This is a genomic window from Paenibacillus plantarum (assembly GCF_013141695.1).
GTDB classification, from domain to species: Bacteria; Bacillota; Bacilli; order Paenibacillales; family NBRC-103111; genus Paenibacillus_E; species Paenibacillus_E plantarum.
In genome coordinates this window covers 170,370-189,333 of sequence record NZ_WHNY01000060.1, presented here as the reverse complement: position 1 = coordinate 189,333, position 18,964 = coordinate 170,370, and the positions used below count along the sequence as shown (strand labels likewise).

Genomic DNA, 18,964 nt, shown 5'->3' with positions numbered 1-18,964 from the left:
AAGCTGACTATATCCGAATATCTCCCTTTAAACAAAGAGGAGGCACTTTGTCTAGACAAAGTTGCCTCTTCTTCCTTTTTTACCACCAAACCCAATATACGGCCATGATTACGCCAGTAAGAGCAACGAACGCTCCTGCAAAGATAAAGATTAGAGGGAACAAATGTCCTCTCTCTTTGGCATGCATCCAGAATAGTAACTGAACAAGTGCCTGCACGATCCCGAGGGATACGATGAAAATTAAGATAAACGAACGATCCAAATCTCCGTAAAGTACGACAGCGAATGCCAACATCGTGAGTAGAATCGAGATAATGTAAGTCAAATAGTGATTTACAGGTGAATCGTGTTTAACCCGCTTGCTAGGTGCGTGTGTATCATGAGAATTGCTGCTCATTTAGTGACCCACCTTCCCCATCAGATAAACAACTGTGAAGATAAATACCCAGACTAAGTCGATAAAGTGCCAGTACAGGGATGCGACATAAAACTTAGGTGCCGTAACGACTGTAAGACCTTTCTTAAGTCCTTGGAAAATCAACAGTGTAATCCAGCAAACACCGAATGCTACGTGAGCACCGTGGAAACCAACCAACGTATAGAACGAGGTGGAGAAAGCACTTGTTGTAAACTTGTGTCCTTCATGCACATACTCGTAAAACTCGTAGATCTCCATTCCTAAGAACGAAAGACCGAACAAAACAGTTACTGCCAACCAAGCTAGCAATTGACCTACTTTTTGACGGTGCATCGCAATGATTGCGAATACACTCGTCAAGCTGCTAGTTAAGAGAATAAATGTTGACCAACCAACTGTTTTGAGCTTGAAAAGCTCTTCAGCTGTTGGGCCATCCGGAGCTGAGTTCCGAAGGGCAATGTAAGTTGCGAATAAGCAACCGAACAATACAACCTCTGCACCAAGGAAAAGCCAGAAGCCAAGAACTTTATTTTTCCCTTCGAGGGTAGCCGTTTCCGGATTAGCAGGCAGTGCGCCCGTGTGATGACTACTCATGCCTTTACCCCCTTATGATCGTCTTCAAGTTCTTCTGGTTCAATATGCCAACCGTGGTCGTCATATACGGAACGCAAGAACATGGCAATGAAAGTAACTACGATACCTGCAGCAGCTACATAATAGTTTTTGTACATAAAACCAAAACCAGCGATGAATAAACCAACAGACATCACAAGCGGCAAGATCGATGCCGAAGGCATGTGGATCGAACCAATTGGCTCAGCTGGTGTCATTTGCTTGTTACCAGCCATTTTTTCTTTCCAGAAAGCATCTAAACCGCGAACAAGCGGAGTTTGTTTGAAGTTATACTCAGGTGCAGGTGATGGAATTGTCCACTCCAAGGAGCGTCCATCCCACGGATCTGCAGGAGCTGTCATTGGTTTTCTTGCTGTAGTGATAATGTTGATAAGGAACACCAACGTACCAATACCCATCAAGAACGCACCAACCGTTGAAACTAAGTTACCAACTTCGAGATCGTATCCTGGCTGATACGTAAAGACGCGTCGCGGCATCCCCATTAGTCCCAAGAAATGCTGCGGGAAGAATGTCAAATGGAAACCGATGAAGAACAACCAGAAATGCAATTTACCTAAGCCTTCACTTAGCATACGACCGAACATTTTCGGCCACCAGTAGTAAAGACCTGCGAACAAACCAAGTACTAGACCACCAACGATAACATAGTGGAAATGCGCTACTACGAAATACGTATCGTGATATTGGAAGTCAGCTGCAGGAATCGCAAGCATAACCCCTGTAGTTCCACCCATAACGAATGTAGGAATGAACGCTGTTGCGAAGATATTCGCAGTTGTAAAGCGGATTTGACCACCCCAAAGTGTGAACAACCAGTTGAAGATTTTCACACCTGTTGGAACAGCAATCGCCATCGTAGCAATCGCGAAGATCGAGTTCGCTACTGGGCCTAGACCTGCTGTAAACATATGGTGAACCCAAACCATGAAGCCTAAGAAACCAATTAGCACTGTTGCAAATACCATGGAGCTGTATCCGAACAGACGTTTTTTCGAAAAAGTAGAAACGATCTCAGAAATAATACCGAAAGCAGGAAGAATCAAAATGTAAACTTCGGGATGCCCGAAAATCCAGAACAAGTGTTCCCAAAGTACGTTGTTACCGCCTCTGGCTGCATCGAAGAATGCACCACCGAAGACGCGGTCAAACATGAGCTCAACCAATGCAACCGTGATTGCAGGGAAAGCAAGAACGATCAAACCTGAAGTTACAAAAGCAGACCAAGTAAACATTGGCAAACGCATGTATGTAAGCCCAGGAGCACGCATGTTGATAATCGTTACAAGGAAGTTAATCCCCCCGATTAGCGTACCGATACCTGCAATTTGCAAACCAAGAACGTAGAAGTCCGTTCCTTGCAAGTTGCCTTCAAGAGTTGCCCCCCAGTTTGAATCGGTGATCGAGGATAAAGGTGCGTATCCTGTCCAACCCGCATCTGGAGCTCCACCTAAGAACCAACTAGTGTTCATAAGCACGCCGCCGGCGAAGAATAACCAGAAACCAAGCGAGTTAACGAACGGGAACGCAACGTCCCTTGCACCAATTTGTAGCGGAACGATGGCATTCATGAAAGCGAAGATGACCGGCATTGCCGCAAAGAAAATCATCGTTGTTCCGTGCATCGTTGTTAATTGGTTAAATGAATCTCCAACAAAAATTTGTTGATCTGGATAAGCGAGTTGTATCCGAATTAAGATCGCTTCTAGTCCCCCTACGAGGAAGAAGAAGCCGCCCGCTAGTAAATACAGGATACCGATTTTCTTATGATCGACGGTTGTAAGCCAATCCATAAGCCCGGTATGTTTTTTTACTGGATGAGAGTGAGCCAACGTATGAACCTCCTTTACATCAAGAGTTTATTTCAATGTTTGTAAGTACGTAACAATATCTTTAATTTGATTGTCATCTAATTTGCCGTTTGCTTCTTTACCGAAAGCTGGCATTTTGTTACCCGGTTTCAGTGCTTGCGGATTATGTATCCACGATGCTAAGTTCTCAGGTGTCTTCTCTAAGATACCTGCAAGAGTGTCGCGATCTGCGAAACCTTTAAGGTTAGGAGCAACCCCAGGGCCGCTTGCATTAACAGCATGACAAGACATACAGTTTTCTTTGAAAAGCTCTTCACCTTTTTGAGCAGATGCTGGCACGGTAGAAGGTGCTTTCATTTTCGCAACCCAAGCATTAAAGTCTGCTTCAGACTTAGCCGCAACGGTAAAGTTCATCAAAGCATGGGAAGCTCCGCAAAGCTCTGTACATCTACCTTGGAACGTTGCAATTTCATCCGCTTGCAAGTAAAGCGTATTACGGATACCTGGGTTCGTATCAACTTTACCACCTAGAGATGGTACCCAGAAAGCATGTGCTACGTCAGCAGAAACGACATCAAACGCAATGATTTTGTCCTTCGGAATCACGAGCTGTTGAGCTGTAGCGATACCAAGGTCTGGATATTCAAACTGCCACCAGAACTGATGTGCAGTGACTTTCACATGGATAGCGTCTTTGTTCTTGTTGTAATTCTCGGAGTGTTTGAACGTGTAAGATACTGTTGGCACCGCAAGTACTAACAGCAAGAGAATTGGAATTACCGTCCAGATAATCTCCAAAACATGACTTCCTTCGACTTGTTTCGGAATACTTTCGTCGCCCTTACGCTTGCGAAAGCGAATTAAAACGTACACATAAATCGCAAATACGACAATTACGACAAAAATCATGATAAAGAGACTTAATTTCATTAAATAAAGCTGCTCCGTCGCCACAGGACCTTTTGGCACTAAAGCAGATAAGGTTGGGTCTCCGCACCCAGTTAGCATGAGCGTCATCACCGCTAGAAGGGGTAGCAGACGCCAGAACTTTTTCAATTGACTCATTGTATCAACCCCACTTTTAAAACAATATTTTTACCACGAAGGCCATGCCCATGTCAATTCACTTTAATAACTATAAATTCGTGAAAACTTTTTGTCAATCGCTGTAGGAGAGTTCACAAATTGTTCTTAAACAGCGTCTGTAGCGATATATTTCCCTTCATGGTTATTTCCATACACCCACCTCTTTATGCATAAAAGCCTTTATTTGTGAAGACGAATAATTAGACAGAAACATCTCATCCTATAAACATCAAATCGCTTTAGGAGGTCTGTAAATTATGTTCAGGAAGTTAGGTTTTCCGATTTGTGGAATCATATTCCTCCTGCTTACATTATCCGCATGTGGCACTAGCGGAAAAGAGTACAGAGGCAATCCAAATAACTCTACTAGCTCGAATTTTGGCGCAAATGTCGAAAAGGGAGACGCGATGGACCGTGCCTATCAAGTACAACAACTCTCTGGTCCTGTCTCACACAACAATACCAAGTTGGAATACAGTCAATATCTATCGGATCAACTGCATACCATGGATGGTGTAAATACAGCCTTTGTCATGATTACAAATCAGAATGCTTATGTTGCACTAATGATGGATAACAGCGCAATTGGCACGAAAGGGTTAACAAAAGAGACGAATAATCAAGGTACAAACAAAGGCTTCTACAACGATGATAATCCCTATGATGACTCCCTTCCGTCTAACGATATAAATAAAGGTTACAATAGTTATGAAACAGCTGTGCATCATGATCTACTTTCTCATCAGTTTAAACAAGCCATTGCTGAAAAGCTTCGCGTTCTTAAACCCGATCTGATGGACGTCTATATTTCGGCAAATCGAGATTTCCTTAATAAAATGAATAGCTTCGCACAGGAAAGTTGGAAAGGCCATTCGCTTATGCCTCTTCTAACCGACTTCAATCAGACCGTGACACGTGTGTTTGGAACGGCACAATCACTACCTCAGGACTAGATTAATTAGGGCTGGCCTCCTAAAAGAAGCTCTACTTCTCATAGGAGGTCTTACTACGCCTTTTGGAGCACAACCAGCATGTAAAACTTCTATTAATAAAGTAGTTTATTTCTGCTTGTGGGTCGGCTCCTGTTTTCATTTGTCTTTCATTCCTGTACAATGAGGGAATCGTCTTTACTAAGAAGGAAAAAGGGAGCTGGCCAATTACCCATGTCAAATGGATTTGCCTCATTAGGTATTAGAGAACAATTAGTTCAAGTTTTGCAAAATCAAGGTGTCGTAGAACCGACCCCCATTCAACGAGAAGCGATTCCAGTATTGTTAAAAGGTTCGGACGTTATCGCACAAGCTCAAACAGGTACAGGTAAAACCCTTGCCTTTGTACTTCCTATATTAGAAACCATTGATGTAGAAAGCTCGGATGTTCAAGCGCTTATTCTTACTCCTACCCGTGAATTAGCGATTCAAATCAGCAATGAGTTGAAAACCCTTGTCCCGATCACAGGTGCGAAGGTTCTAGCTGCCTACGGCGGTCAAGATGTAGAAAAACAGCTTAGAAAGCTTCAAGGCAACATACATATAGTAGTAGGAACACCGGGAAGATTGCTTGATCATCTTCGTCGCGGTTCTATCAACTTCTATAAATTGAAAATACTCGTTTTAGATGAAGCAGATCAAATGTTGCATATGGGCTTCTTGCATGAAGTCAAGGATATCATTGCGCAAACGTCTCCTTATCGCCAAACGTTGCTCTTCTCTGCGACCATGCCCGAACAGGTCATTAATCTGTCTAAGGCTTATATGAAGGAAGCAAAAGAAATAAAAATTCAAAGTAAACAAGTCACTTTGACTGAGATTCAGCAGGTACTTGTCCCTACGACTGATCGTGATAAACAGGATGCTCTTATTGCAGCAATTAAACAATATAGGCCTTATCTTGCGATGATTTTCTGTCGGACCAAAGCCAAAGCGATTGCCCTCAATGAAACGCTGCAAGAAATCGGATTAATGTCCGATGAGCTGCATGGTGACTTGTCTCAAGCGAAACGTGAGCAAGTGATGAAGCGTTTCAGAGAAGGCCGGATCGAGCTCTTAGTCGCTACGGATATCGCAGCTCGTGGTTTAGATGTGGAAGGCGTAACGCATATCTTCAACTACGATGTACCTCAAGATGCCGAAAGCTACATTCATCGGATTGGTAGAACGGGGCGTGCCGGTGAGTCAGGCGTTGCCGTGACTTTCGCAACGCAACGAGATATGCCAACGATCGAGCTTATCGAAAAAGGTATCAAAATGTCATTGCGCGGTGCTGATGGACAGCAAAGACGTGTTGTTCGTTCCCAAAACGATGATTACATCGAGCAAGAAGGCAGAGGGTCTGCACGTAAAGGAGGAGCTGGTGCTTCCTCACGCGGTGGCAGACGCAATGACCGCACTGGTGCGCCAGAACAACGCAGCGGCGGACGTGCGGGAAGACCTGGAGCACGCGAGCTGCGAGGCGATCGCGCTAACGTTCAGTACGGTGGCGAGCGGAAAACAGGTTTTGGTTCCAAAGGCGACAAATTCGGCTCACGCGGAGGTTCAGCTGGTGCTGGGCGTTCAGGCGAAAGACCAGCTAAAGTCAATTCGGAACGTAGCCCGAATACATGGGGACGTGCAACCGTTGTTCACGAATCGCCAACTACGAATGCGGCTCCAGCTCGTGGAGCGAACATTGGCGCAGCCAAAGCACGCGTAACCGGTTCCTACAACGGTGGCGGTGAAGGTGCAGAGCGCAAGCGTTCCGCTCCACATGGCGATAAGTCCTACTCGCCATACAACAAGTACGCCGGCGCAGGTCGTGATGACGCGGCTAGCGCGTCTCGCACGCTTCGCGGCGGCAAAGGCCGTGGCGACGGAGCAGCACGCGGTGCTACTCCGCGCGGTGAAGGCTTCGGCGCTCGCACTGGCGGCGCTCCTCGCGGTGAGGGCTTCGGCGCTCGCACGGGCGGCGCTCCTCGCGGTGAGGGCTTCGGCGCTCGCACGGGCGGCGCTCCTCGCGGCGAGGGCTTCGGCGCTCGCACAGGCGGCGCTCCTCGCGGTGAGGGCTCTGGCGCTCGTACGGGCGGCGCTCCTCGCGGACGGAGTGATGAGCGTGGTGCGCGCAGCGCAGCACCTCGTGGCGACAGCTTCGGCTCACGCGGCGGTGCTCCGCGCGGTGACAGACCAAGCGGCCCACGCGGTGGCCAAGGCGGCGCTCGTGGAGGTGCACCAAGAGGCACTCGCGGCGGCGGCAGCAAACGCTAGGCTGATGAAGCGATTTCATGCAAGTCTTTACCGATGAAGCCTTACGATGTAAGATATAGGTATGATTTATTCAGATTCTATTTTATAAAAATCGTTTCAACCCGTGCTCGCACGTAGGATTTACCCCCCATCCAATCAAAGGAGGTATGTTCCATGTACGCATTAAAGGATAAGGAAATGATTTTTGTATTCACTGGCCCACACGGGGCAGGCCGAAAAACCGTTGCGGAAATGTCCGGCTCCACGCTGGGGATGAAACAAGTGATTTCGTACACCACACGACCTCCGAAAGCAACAGAGGAAGATGGTCAAGATTATCATTTCATCTCACCCGCTCAATTTGTGCAAGCACAAGCAGGCGGCGAATTCATTGAAGTTAGTACTGTGAATGACCATCTCTATGGAATCAAAAGCTCTGATATTGAGTTTATGTTCCAGCAAAGCGGCAGCATCTACTTGATCTTGAACCGCTTCGGTGCCGAAACTCTCAAAAAGCTATATGGCGACCGCGTTGTCCAAATCTTCATTTATGCCCAGCGAGACACACTTGAAGAGCGGATGAAAGAAAGCGGAGATTCCGAAGAAATCGCCTCCAAATATTTGTCTGACTACGAAAATGAATTAGCCTACCGTGACCAATGTGATCATGTTTTTGAAAATGTGGACTTGGCTCATACGGTATTTGATCTTACCAAAACATTAGATCACTATTTGAATCGTAATCTGGTTGATTTAGACTAGAACGAAGGGCAGTAAATGCCGAAATAAGGCCTGGACGGTCCCCCGTCCGGGCCTTTTCATCTAACGAATGAACGGCTTCGTAAGTGGTCCGTTCCTACTAAGGAGTTGAATGATATGAAAATCATTTCCATTGAACCTACACCCAGCCCCAACTCCATGAAACTCAATATGGATGAGTCCTTACCTGCCGGTGTGCGTGAAACGTATACGAAAAAGAATCTGACAGGCGCTCCTGCAGAAGTGCAAAAATTGCTTGCTGTACCTGGCGTTATCAGCATCTTCCATGCAGCCGACTTCATCGCGGTAGACCGCAGCTCGAAGGGTGACTGGCAGTTCATCCTGGCACAGGCGCGCGAGATTTATGGCGAAGCGCAGCCAAAGGCTGGCGCTGGCTTGCCAGCCGAGCAGCCTGCTGCTGACGCCGCCTTTGGCGAGGCGCAGGTGCTCGTGCAAATGTTTCGCGGCATTCCGCTCCAGGTGAGGGTACGCGCAGGCTCCGAAGAAGCGCGCGTCGCTATGCCAGAGCGCTTCACGCAAGCCGCGGTACGCGCAGGTACGGCTTCGCCGAACCTGATCAAAGAGCGGAAGCTCGAGGAGCTCGGCGTCCGCTACGGCGAGCTCTCGGACATCGCGGGCGAAGTCGTCCAGGAACTGGACGCTTCTTACGACGATGCCCGCGTCGAGGAACTAGTCTCCCGCGCGATGCAGGAGAACACGGATGCCCCTGTGGAGGAGGCTGCCACAGGGGATCTTGTCGCAGCCGCTGAGCAGCTGCGACACAGTGATTGGAAGCTGCGCTACGCCGCGCTTCAGAAGATCCAGCCGTCGCTTGAGACGCTGCCGCTTCTCGTCCAGGCCCTGCAGGACGAGAACACGTCGCTTCGGCGACTGGCCACGGTATACCTCGGGGATATCAAGGAACCCGAGGTACTGCCCTATCTGTATCGCGCCCTCGAGGACGATACAGCTTCTGTGCGTCGGACGGCAGGCGATACGCTGTCCGATCTTGGCGACCCCGCCGCCATGCCGGCGATGGCCAAGGCGCTCAAGGACCGCAACAAGCTTGTCCGTTGGCGCGCAGCCCGTTTCCTTTATGAAGTCGGGGACGACTCCGTGCTTCCTGACCTAAAGCAAGCTGCAGACGACCCCGAGTTCGAGGTGCGGATGCAGGTCAAGATTGCCCTCGAGCGTATCGAAGGCGGTCATGCCGCTGAAGGATCTGTTTGGCAGCAAATGACACGCAGAAATGTGTAGCTGAGTAATCATAAAAGCACGAATGTCCTCTTCCCCATGTGGGAAGATTGGCATTCGTGCTTTTTTTGATTCATCTACTTCTTATACCGCTCAAAATACACAATTCTCTCCTCAATCGTCGGATGAGAGCCGCGGAACCACTGCACCAGTTTTGGCTGAGTAACGGGACTAAGATTTTCTTTGGCGATATGCTGAAACGCCCGAATTGCTGCATCCCCATCCCCCGTCATTTTCATCGCATAGACGTCTGCCCGGTGCTCGATCACCCTTGAGAACGCATTCTGAGCCGGTGATGACAGGAAGCTCATCAGTGAGATGAGCAGCAGAAGAATTGGTAATGCGGCTAGATCTCTTTCACCTCGCATGCCCCAAAGTGCCCCCCAGCGTTTTAAGATTAGCCGGTACGCATGAAAAGCCAACCAGAAACCAACGAAACTGAGTGCAACACCATAGGCAATCCCCCAATAGATATGTCGTTCTACGTAATGTCCCATCTCGTGTGCCATCACTGTCAAGATTTCATCTGGCTGCAATTTATTCAAAATGGTATCCCACAGTACAATGCGCGCGTTCCCGCCGATCCCATTGACATAAGCGTTAATGGCATTCGTCCGCTCCGACATGTTGACCTCGTAAACCTGATCGGTCGGTATATGTGATTTGGCTGCAAGATCAAGAATTTGCGTTTTCAATTCCTGATTTTGAAGTGGCTGGAACTGATTGAACAACGGGTCCAGTACCACAGGCTGAATAAACGTGACGAATAAGATTAATGGAATTGAAATTAACCACAACCATACCCACCACCGCTTAGGGCTCCACTTACTGATCCATCTGAAAATCCCCACCATGAGTATCGTGCCTACGATATCTATGAGAAATGTTTTTACATAATCCTTCAGGAAAATGATTGGCGTCTCATTGGATATGCCGTAGGCTTGGTCGATTTTGAACAGAAACACATCAATGGGAAGAAATAGCACGTCCATGACGAGGGTAAAAAGAACCACAAAAAGGATCATTTGCAGGAAAGAAGCTCGGAATACTTTCTCCGCGAGTTGACGGAAGCTGACGGCTATGCCGAATAAAGTAACGGTCACACCCATTTGCAGGGGAGCGCTTAAAAAGAACGTTAACGAATGAATCCTTGAAAGTGTCTCCGCTTTAGCAATTTCTGCATGGGTCATGAACGTATTCGGATCCGCCACAGAACCAACTAACGCCATAGGGATTTGAAACAAATCCCCTTTTAAGAAATATAAAATCACGATAACGGCATAACCAGCAAAAGCAGCTGCACACCACAAATAGAAACGTTTCATCCCATGCCTCCACGTTCATCTTGATAGGCTCAACTTTGATAGAGATTAGTAGTTTGGATAAGCTTGTTTACTTAGTCTATGCGAACAAGGCAGCAGCGTATGTGTCTCAAGGCATATTTTGGATATCATGTCTTGCATTCTCTATCCTCGCATGATGTAATGAGAACATTGACAGGAACGGACGTGCTACATGAAGAAATTGAAATTGCTCACACTGCTATTGCTGGCGTTGTCCAGCTTTACACTTATTCTACTTATAAAATCAAATTCCCCCGATGCGAAACAACTCCTCACGCTATCTAGTCCTAAGGGAAAAGTTGCAGATCAGCATCTTGCAGGGGAAACCGCAACGGAAATCCCTTCACCTATTGATGCTGTCGTAGCCGAGGCGGAATCCACAACTAACCAGACATCCACTGATGAAGCCCCTACACTCACTAAGCATCATGTTCAAATACAAGCGATTCCCGCGCTCTCACAGCTTCCTGAGCTACCAAATGGTTGTGAAGCTGTCGCTGCGACCATGCTGCTGAATTGGGCTGGACTGCCGCTAACGAAGGAAGAAGTGGCTCATGCTCTGCCCACGGGAGATATGCCCTATGAGAATGAGTTTGGTGCTTTTGTTGGTGCAAATCCTAAAGATGTTTTCGTTGGCGATCCTTTTGATATCGGCTATGGGATTTATCATACCCCAGTCGCTAAATTGATGAACCAGTGGTTACCTGGTCACATTCGTGATCTGACAGGAACCTCCTTCGAGGATTTACTTGGCGTCATTGCCAAAGGCAACCCTGCCATGATTTGGGCAACTGAGCATATGGATAGCCCTTATTTCGACTTGGAGTGGGAGGATGAGACGGGTGAGCTTGTCCCGTGGTATCAGCCCGAGCATGCCTTACTACTAACTGGCTGGGATGATAATTATGCGTATATGAACGATCCGATGACGGGTGAACAAGAAGCCTATCCACTCCCTTCCTTCAAGGAAGCATGGGAGTTCATGGGCTCCCAGGCCATCACGATCATTGGATAACGGCTATCTTTCACAATAACTGGAAAAAGTACATCTAATTCTGCTCGTTCAGACAAATAGTAAGCATTAGATGGAAAATATGTAGCTAATTTAGCTGTTATCGCACCTTTTCGGCTATTTTATCCAGATTAGATGGATTTTTTCCATCTATTTACTCAGACTCGTTAAATTTCATAAAATTAACTGTATTTTTTACATGTAATCGTGCGGCCGACTGAGGTTGCGTATTTTGAGACTAGTAGGAGTAGTTGATTAGATAGAGTTGCTTAGATAGCTGGGGTGGCTTAGATAGTTGAAGTGGCTTAGGTAGTCGATGTAGCTTAGGTAGTCGAAGTTGCTTGAGTAGTCGATGTTGCTTAGGTAGTCGATGTAGTTTAGGTAGTCAAAGTTGCTTAGGTAGTCGAAGTTGCTTAGGTAGTCGAAGTTGCTTAAGTGGTCGAAGTAGCTTAGGTAGTCGAAGTCGTTTAGGTAGTCAAAGTTGCTTAGGTAGTCGAAGTTGTTAAAGTAGCTAAAGTAGCATGGACATCCCCAAGGGGTTGTCCATGCTTTTTCACAAGGGGTCCAGCTGAACAGCAGCTTGCTTGCCGCTCAGTTGAATGCCGGTATGCTTCTTGCCGTGGGAGCCAAGCTCCTTGACCAGCCTTTCCAGCAATTCCTTGGCTTTCGCGCCTTCCTTGCCGGAGATCTTAACGACCAGCAGGACGGCGTCCCCGCCCTTCAAAATGCGCTCAGCTTGCTGGCGCTTCGTCTCGAGATCGTGATCCTCGATGTTGGCCGTCAAGCGAAGCTCCTTGACTTTCGGGCCCTGTTCTTGCTTACGGGCTTGCTGCTTTTCTTGCAGAGCCTCTTGTTTGGCTGAGCCTGCTCCAATCAGCTTACAAGGAGGCGGGCTGCTCATGAGCGAGGTGCAGACGAGGTCTACCTTTAACTTTTTGGCAAGAGCAAGCGCATCTTTCGTGGACATTACACCTAAATCCTCACCCTGCAGCCCCGTTACCTGGACTTCGGAAGCTTTGATTTTCTCATTCTTAATAATCATTGTGAATCCACCTAATCTTTCGCTATAATGAACCCATCCACCCGTAGGTGGATAGAGGTTGGCCTAGTTATTACGCGTGTTGCAATCGTTGTATAAGGAGCTGTCTGTTACCCGATGAACAATAAACAATTAGAAGAACAAATGATCGAAAATTACAAACGTGAAGAGCATATGATGATTTTGGTTTTTGCACAGTGGTGTATTAACCATGGTCTGGACCCCGCAGCACTTTATCATAGCGCCTATCCAGAACAGCCGAATAATGAAGCGCTTGAGAAAGCACTTGAACTAACCGTGCCGAAAGAGGAAGCCGGCGAAGTGCCGGATGACACGTTGCTTGGCGTGCTTTCCCTCTTTGGCAATGAAGAGCTGGCGTTCATTGTGACGCAAGAAATCGATAAACGGCCGAAGCGCACGCGCTAGGTGATTTCTCATTCACCTGGGCTTCCCTTGCCTAGATGACATAACTGTGCTGATGGCTGAGTTCAAAAGCTTCCGCCAACAACTCCACGGTGCGCAGTCTCGTTTCCACTTGGTGTCCACCTGCAACGACCATGACTTCGTCGACACCATAGCTTTCGGCTAGCAGAAGGATTTGTTCCCTGACCTGGCCAGGATTGCCCACGATCATCCGTGAGCGATTGTCTCTCACACGGGTTTGATCCCAATCGGAATACGTATATTCCGCTGCTTCCTTCGGCGATTTCACTCCGGTGAACTCGCCTTTTTCCATTTGCAGAATACGCAAATCGACCGAGGTCGCAAGCTCCTCTGCCTCCGCTGTCGTTTCTGCGCACAGCACATAAATACAGACCGTCGCCTGCGGCACGACATTGAGAGCGGACGGTTGGAACGAGCTGCGGTAGCTTCGCACCGCATGCTGACCTCCCGCGCCGTTGATGAAGTGCGCGAAGCAGAAGGCTGCGCCTGCCTGCGACGCATACACCCCGCTCTGCCCGGTGGAGCCGAGCAGCCACACCTGGGGCATCGAGGCCACCAAAGGGGTGGCACGGATGCCCTCGAACACATGCCCAGGTTCCACCGAGTCGGTGAGGAACCGCAGCAAATCCGTGACTTGCGCAGGGAACCGCTCAAGTCCCTCGAACAGATCGGCGCTGACGCCACGCAGCGCCTTGGCCGTATGCGGCGTGCCGCCGGGCGCACGCCCGATACCAAGGTCGATACGCCCGGGATAGAGCGCCTCGAGCATACGGAAGTTCTCAGCGACCTTGTAGGCGCTGTAGTGAGGAAGCAGCACGCCGCCAGAGCCAAGCCGTATGCGGCTTGTGCGAGCAGCAAGCGTGGATATGAGCACCTCTGGAGAAGAACCTGCAAGCCCTGCTGAATTATGGTGCTCTGACACCCAGAATCGGGTGTAGCCTAGTCGATCAGCGACCTGCGCTAACGCAATCGTTTGTTGTAATGCCTCACTATGGGTAAAGCCGGATGATACCGGTGACTGATCAAGAATACTTAGCTTTAGCATGGTCATCCCTTCTTTCTGAGTCTTCTGCTAATGATGACAATCATAATTATACAACGCTCGGCTCACAAAAGAAAAAAGGACAAACCGATGTGGCGTTGTCCTTTGAGGTGTGTAATTACCGTAGTCGTTATTTTAGAGGTTTATTTTTTCAAGTACAAATCGAATACACCATAAGTCCCTGCCATAATAGTCAGAAGTAATCGCATTATCAGGTTTCGTAAAGTCGTGATCTCCGACCAATTGCAACCCCGAAGCCGAAATCAAACTTAGAAAGCTTTCAACATCTACATCCGGATAATCAACGGTAATAATCAATTTGCCGTCATCTTTCATAACCCGCTTAAACTCTTGCAGCGAACGAAGCTGCACCTCTGTGTCTTCGATGTGCTCCATGACAGAAATACAGAACGCTACATCGAACTTAGCGTCTTCATAAGGTAAATTTGAAATATCAGAAACAGCGAATTTAGGAATACTTAAAATAGGCAGGTTAATTTGATCTATATTCTCTTTCCCAATATAATATTCCAGCTCTTTGATAATTTCGTTTGAATCTAATATACGTTCATCCATGTCGCAAGCGTACACTTCTTTACACTTGTCCGCTAAATAATACTTAAAGGGATGACCTAATCCACATGCAGCATCTAGAACAACATCACCTTTTTCAACAAAATGGGAAGCCCATATGTACTCATAATGTCTACTCCACCAATGATCAGGCAACCGATAAAAAATATCTTGATTCTTGGTATCTTCATAAGTAAAAAAGCGAGATGTATCTATAGCCATGCACATTCCCCCATATATCATTTATATATATTGTTATTTATTACATATTCTCGAAGAATGTGTAATTCCCTTTCTGAGTGGATGTCATGACTCTTCTGCGCCTAATTGTGCGAATTGCGTACATACAGCCGATAAGCCCAAGACCACCAGCTGAGTAGCCAGCCAGTACATCACTTGGATAATGCACACCGAGGTAAATCCGACTAAGACCAATACACAGAATGACTAGAACAGCAACTGGTGGTATCAGCCAAGCCGCTCTCCATGTTTGTCGCACATTCACCCATAACAAGTAGGCAAGCAAACCGTAGAAGAGTATGGAGACCATCGCGTGACCGCTAGGAAAACTGAAACTATCCACCTCCACTAGCCATCGCTCAGCAGATGGACGATCACGTTTAATAAGATCTTTCAACCCCGAATTTAGCAGCCATGCACCAAGTACGCCAACGAATAAGACAAGGGTTTCCCATCTATGCTTGAATTTAAAATACAGCAGTCCAGCTACTAGAAAAAAGAGAATAAATTCCGTGGCACCGCTTCCTAGAAATGTAAAAAACTTTGCAATAGAGGTCCATGAATCTCCTCTCTGTTCCTGGATGTAACCGCCTACATGTTGATCAAAAGCTTGTAACCATTTCGCCGAAATACTCTGCGACAACACAATAAACATAAGGAGCAGAGCACCTGCTCCCCCTGTTCTCCACATTCCATGCCTTACTACTACTTTCCCCTTCATCTGTTTCATGCCCTCCCAAGGCGAATCGTCTATGCCTACCTATTCTTACGCTGCTTGGCGTACTTTGCGCCCTTGCCTTTTCTTAATAATTAGTGGAACGATAGCAAAAACCGCATACATCGCTACGGCTCCGAGAAACTTCCATGACCAGATATCATTTAAGGAAGCACCAAAAACGTTATAAACAATCGCTCCCGGAATAATGCCGATGAATGTAGCCCACGTATAGTCCCAGAAACGGATCTTCGATAAGCCAGCGCCATAGCTGATCCCATCGAATGGAAAAAAAGGCATAAGCCGCATATACAGCACCACCATGAAGCCTTTTTCCTCCGCTTTTTGATCAAAAGATAGCAGCTTAGGGCTTCGTAATATGCGTTGAAAGCTGCCGCGGCCCCATTTGCGTGTAATGTAGAAAGACAGCAAGGCCCCTGCACCTGCACCAATAATATCGTAGATAGTCCCCCAAAAGGCGCCAAATACATAGCCCCCATAGAGCGTCAAAGGTGTTGCCGGGAACAAAACCAACGGCCTGAGCGTATACGCCAGGATATACAACAGACCCCCAAGCGGGCCCAAATCACGAAGCCATCTCGTGACCCAATTCAGATCTACATGTTCCCATACACCTGCCCATTTCAATACGAGTAGTCCAAGAATAGCAACAACAAACCAACTAATTAGCAACCAAAGCGGTTTTGAACGCGCCATGGCTCGCCTCCTCCATACTCCTGATTCCCAAAACTTGCAGGCGGAACTTTCCTCCATCTTACACAAATATGCTGGTCGATATCAACTTGCCTAGTGGTCATATGTACACGTCAGTTTTTAAGACAGTTTTAAGACACGCCACACTTACCTCTAGCCAGAAGGAAATTATTGATGCTGACAGTTAGATATGATAAACTGCTCCCATCTTCTCTCCAAACTCATCCCATATTTTTACGCCTTGCCACCTATATCCCGCACCCACTGGAGGGGCTCACCTATGCTGCTACGACGCAAAAGTATTTTCTTGACGCTATGGCTCTCTTATATCCTCATTCTACTCATTCCCGTAACCGGTACATTCATCTTGTATACCAATATGGAAAAAAACATGGTCGATAATGCCAATCGATCTAATTTGGCTATGCTTGAACAAGCTCGCCAGGTCGTAGACAACAATTTGCAAGAAATCGAACAACTTGGTATTCAGATCGCCACACAGCCTAAGCTTCAAACCTTGTGGACCATTATAGATAGTGATAAATATATTCAATACGAGGAAGCCGTACGCGCGTTAAAAACGATTCGCAATAGCTCCCCCTTCATTGAAGATTTCTACATTTATTTACGTGACGGTGACACGGTCATTTCCCCCAATTTGAAAACGGATGCCCCTACCTTTTTCACCAAGTTATACCCGCTCCCTGGCAAAAGTTTAGAACAAGTACGCACGGAGCTGTTAACCGGCTATCATTATTTAACATACTTGCCTACTTCATCTTCATCAACTGCCGAACCTGCCACGAAAAACGTCATTGCCAGTGCAATCTCTTTACCTCTTGGCGAGACTAGCAACGTGAAAGGCACGATTGTCATGCTCATTAATGAGCAGCAAATCCTGGATCTTTTGAAAGGTATTCAGTGGGTCAATAACGGTTCTATGTTCATTCTGGATGAGAAGGGACAAGTGATTGTCTCCACCTCGAATACGTACAAGCTTTCTCCTAGCCTACTCGCTGAAACCCAAAACTCCAATGGTTACGAAACATATAACGCTGATGGCACCACTCAAATGCTCTCCTTTACAACGGGCAAAAGCGGCTGGAAATATATTTCCCTCGTCCCCAAAAGTGTTGTATTAGAGCGCGTGAACGAAATAAAAACATGGGCCATCTATTTACTTATCCTCGTTGTTGCAGCCGGGAGTGCAGCCGCTTATTGGATGGCGTACCGCAGCTACAGTCCTATTCGAGATCTCGTCTATTCCATTAACAAAGGAAAAAATGTGCCACGTGGCGGTTTATCCAACGAATACGAATTTATCCGTCATTCCATTGCTACTTCCGTAGCGGAGAGCAAGGCGCTTGAACAACAGCTAGCTGGCCATCTTCCTGTTGTGCGTGCGAACTTTTTGACCCGTTTGTTAAAAGGTGAAGTCGATCAGGCGGAATTAACGGATGACGCCCTAGCCTTCATCGGTGTTCGGCTCCCCCATCCTTTTCTCCATGTCATCATCCTTGAGGTCGATGAAAGCCGGGATTATCGTATTGCTGATAACGATCGGGACCGCGCCCTTGTTCGATTTATTTTATTCAATTTAAGTAATGAGTTTGTCGGTAATTCTGGCTATGTTACGGAGACAGATAACAATCGTTTAGCGTTGATACTTAATGTACCTGACGCCTCTGAGGAGACTCTCCTTGTCCGTGATCGGTTGATTGCCGAGCTCAAAGGTGTCATCGAGGAACGTTTCCGAATGAAAATCACGGTTGCAACCAGTTCGCTGCGACATGGCCGATCCGAAGCTTCGCGCTGCTACAATGAGGCCTTAAATGCGCTCGATTACCGGATTATTCACGGCATTAATTCTGTCATTCATTACGATGAAATTCGATTCTTGGAACGCGCTTACTATCACTACCCGATGGAAATGGAAGCACAGATCATGAATTGTCTCAAGAGTGGTGAGTATGAAGGAGTCGATCGACTCCTAAACGAGCTGTATCAGCACAATATGGGTGCTCGGGACACAACGCCTGAATTAGGTAAGCTGCTCTTTCTGAATCTGCTCGGTACGGTGCTTAAGGTAACGAATGCTTTGAAAATCGACGAAAAACAATGGCATGAGGACGGCTCTGATCCTGTAAAGCTTATCATTAATAGTACATCAGCAGAGGATATGTTAAAAAAGGTGAAAGAGCTCTGCTTATTTATTTGCAATAGCGTGCAAGAAGCCCGATCGGAACAAAGCGACCGTTGGCAAGAACGCATGAAATTATATATCGATGCACATTATGGTGATCATTCGCTTAGTTTAACCTCTATCGCGGATCATTTTGGGATGACACCGCAATATATGTCCGGATTATTTAAAAAACAGTACGGCATTAATCTTACTGACTATATGATTGAGGTTCGGATGAAGGAAGCAAAGCGTTATTTGGAGATTCCCGGTATGACCATCCTGCAGGTTGCCGAGCAAGTGGGCTATTCAACCGATATTGGTTTTATCCGCGTTTTCAAGAAAATGGAAGGGATTACACCCGGAAAGTACCGTGAAATGCAGCTTAGAGAAGGTAATCTGAAAGACAGTTAATCCCCCTGAAATACGGTTTACCCTTGATCTGAAGCGGTGTTTATCCTTCGTTAGAACGTATTGTAGG

At 47.1% G+C, this 18,964-nt stretch carries 17 protein-coding genes; 7 read left to right on the top strand and 10 right to left on the bottom strand.

Annotated elements, in window-relative coordinates:
- Positions 1 to 79 precede the first annotated feature (79 nt).
- From GC096_RS19000 to coxB, 4 genes are all read right to left on the bottom strand, one after another.
- Complete coding sequence (locus GC096_RS19000; protein WP_056608279.1) at positions 80 to 397, bottom strand: cytochrome C oxidase subunit IV family protein; 318 nt, start codon at positions 395 to 397, stop codon at positions 80 to 82.
- Complete coding sequence (locus GC096_RS18995) at positions 398 to 1,012, bottom strand: cytochrome (ubi)quinol oxidase subunit III (protein WP_171632361.1); 615 nt, start codon at positions 1,010 to 1,012, stop codon at positions 398 to 400.
- Positions 1,009 to 2,844: a cytochrome c oxidase subunit I gene (gene ctaD / locus GC096_RS18990; protein ID WP_171632673.1), complete on the bottom strand. Its 1,836-nt coding sequence runs from the start codon at positions 2,842 to 2,844 to the stop codon at positions 1,009 to 1,011. Before ctaD ends, GC096_RS18995 begins: the two co-directional genes overlap by 4 nt.
- A gap of 66 nt (positions 2,845 to 2,910) precedes the next feature.
- Entirely contained in the window at positions 2,911 to 3,927 is a 1,017-nt protein-coding gene (coxB, locus tag GC096_RS18985) for a cytochrome c oxidase subunit II (protein ID WP_171632360.1), read from the bottom strand.
- A gap of 278 nt (positions 3,928 to 4,205) precedes the next feature.
- Between coxB and GC096_RS18980 the strand changes: the two genes are divergently transcribed.
- The 4 genes from GC096_RS18980 (at position 4,206) to GC096_RS18965 (ending at position 9,182) form a co-directional block, all read left to right on the top strand.
- Positions 4,206 to 4,901, top strand: coding sequence for a hypothetical protein (locus GC096_RS18980; RefSeq protein WP_171632358.1), 696 nt, complete (start codon positions 4,206 to 4,208; stop codon positions 4,899 to 4,901).
- Between the two features lie 210 nt (positions 4,902 to 5,111).
- Positions 5,112 to 7,187, top strand: coding sequence for a DEAD/DEAH box helicase (locus GC096_RS18975; protein WP_171632357.1), 2,076 nt, complete (start codon positions 5,112 to 5,114; stop codon positions 7,185 to 7,187).
- A gap of 153 nt (positions 7,188 to 7,340) precedes the next feature.
- Entirely contained in the window at positions 7,341 to 7,928 is a 588-nt protein-coding gene (locus tag GC096_RS18970) for a guanylate kinase (protein ID WP_171632356.1), read from the top strand.
- Positions 7,929 to 8,042: 114 nt separating this feature from the next.
- Complete coding sequence (locus GC096_RS18965; RefSeq protein ID WP_171632354.1) at positions 8,043 to 9,182, top strand: virulence factor; 1,140 nt, start codon at positions 8,043 to 8,045, stop codon at positions 9,180 to 9,182.
- Between the two features lie 74 nt (positions 9,183 to 9,256).
- Here GC096_RS18965 and GC096_RS18960 read toward each other — a convergent pair whose 3' ends face one another.
- Complete coding sequence (locus GC096_RS18960) at positions 9,257 to 10,504, bottom strand: M48 family metallopeptidase (protein WP_171632353.1); 1,248 nt, start codon at positions 10,502 to 10,504, stop codon at positions 9,257 to 9,259.
- Between the two features lie 190 nt (positions 10,505 to 10,694).
- Here GC096_RS18960 and GC096_RS18955 point away from each other — a divergent pair, with 190 nt between their 5' ends.
- Positions 10,695 to 11,537 (top strand): C39 family peptidase, encoded by an 843-nt coding sequence (locus tag GC096_RS18955; RefSeq protein ID WP_171632351.1) that lies wholly within the window; start codon positions 10,695 to 10,697, stop codon positions 11,535 to 11,537.
- A 550-nt stretch (positions 11,538 to 12,087) separates the two neighbouring features.
- Here the strand turns inward: GC096_RS18955 and infC are convergent.
- Positions 12,088 to 12,573 (bottom strand): translation initiation factor IF-3, encoded by a 486-nt coding sequence (gene infC / locus GC096_RS18950; RefSeq protein WP_171632671.1) that lies wholly within the window; start codon positions 12,571 to 12,573, stop codon positions 12,088 to 12,090.
- Between the two features lie 117 nt (positions 12,574 to 12,690).
- On the opposite strand from infC, the gene yxiS reads away from it, so the two are divergent.
- Entirely contained in the window at positions 12,691 to 12,999 is a 309-nt protein-coding gene (yxiS, locus tag GC096_RS18945; RefSeq protein WP_171632349.1) for a protein YxiS, read from the top strand.
- A gap of 31 nt (positions 13,000 to 13,030) precedes the next feature.
- Here yxiS and GC096_RS18940 read toward each other — a convergent pair whose 3' ends face one another.
- From GC096_RS18940 to GC096_RS18925, 4 genes are all read right to left on the bottom strand, one after another.
- Entirely contained in the window at positions 13,031 to 14,062 is a 1,032-nt protein-coding gene (locus GC096_RS18940) for an LLM class flavin-dependent oxidoreductase (protein WP_171632348.1), read from the bottom strand.
- Positions 14,063 to 14,194: 132 nt separating this feature from the next.
- The gene (locus GC096_RS18935; protein WP_171632346.1) at positions 14,195 to 14,854 is read right to left on the bottom strand and encodes a class I SAM-dependent methyltransferase; all 660 of its coding nucleotides are present in this window, start codon (positions 14,852 to 14,854) and stop codon (positions 14,195 to 14,197) included.
- Positions 14,855 to 14,894: 40 nt separating this feature from the next.
- The gene (locus GC096_RS18930; protein WP_171632345.1) at positions 14,895 to 15,602 is read right to left on the bottom strand and encodes a phosphatase PAP2 family protein; all 708 of its coding nucleotides are present in this window, start codon (positions 15,600 to 15,602) and stop codon (positions 14,895 to 14,897) included.
- Between the two features lie 36 nt (positions 15,603 to 15,638).
- Positions 15,639 to 16,304, bottom strand: a complete 666-nt coding sequence (locus GC096_RS18925; RefSeq protein WP_171632343.1) for a TVP38/TMEM64 family protein — start codon at positions 16,302 to 16,304, stop codon at positions 15,639 to 15,641.
- Positions 16,305 to 16,581: 277 nt separating this feature from the next.
- Here GC096_RS18925 and GC096_RS18920 point away from each other — a divergent pair, with 277 nt between their 5' ends.
- On the top strand, positions 16,582 to 18,897 hold the full coding sequence (locus GC096_RS18920; protein WP_171632342.1) for a helix-turn-helix domain-containing protein: 2,316 nt from the start codon (positions 16,582 to 16,584) through the stop codon (positions 18,895 to 18,897).
- Positions 18,898 to 18,964: the final 67 nt, after the last annotated feature.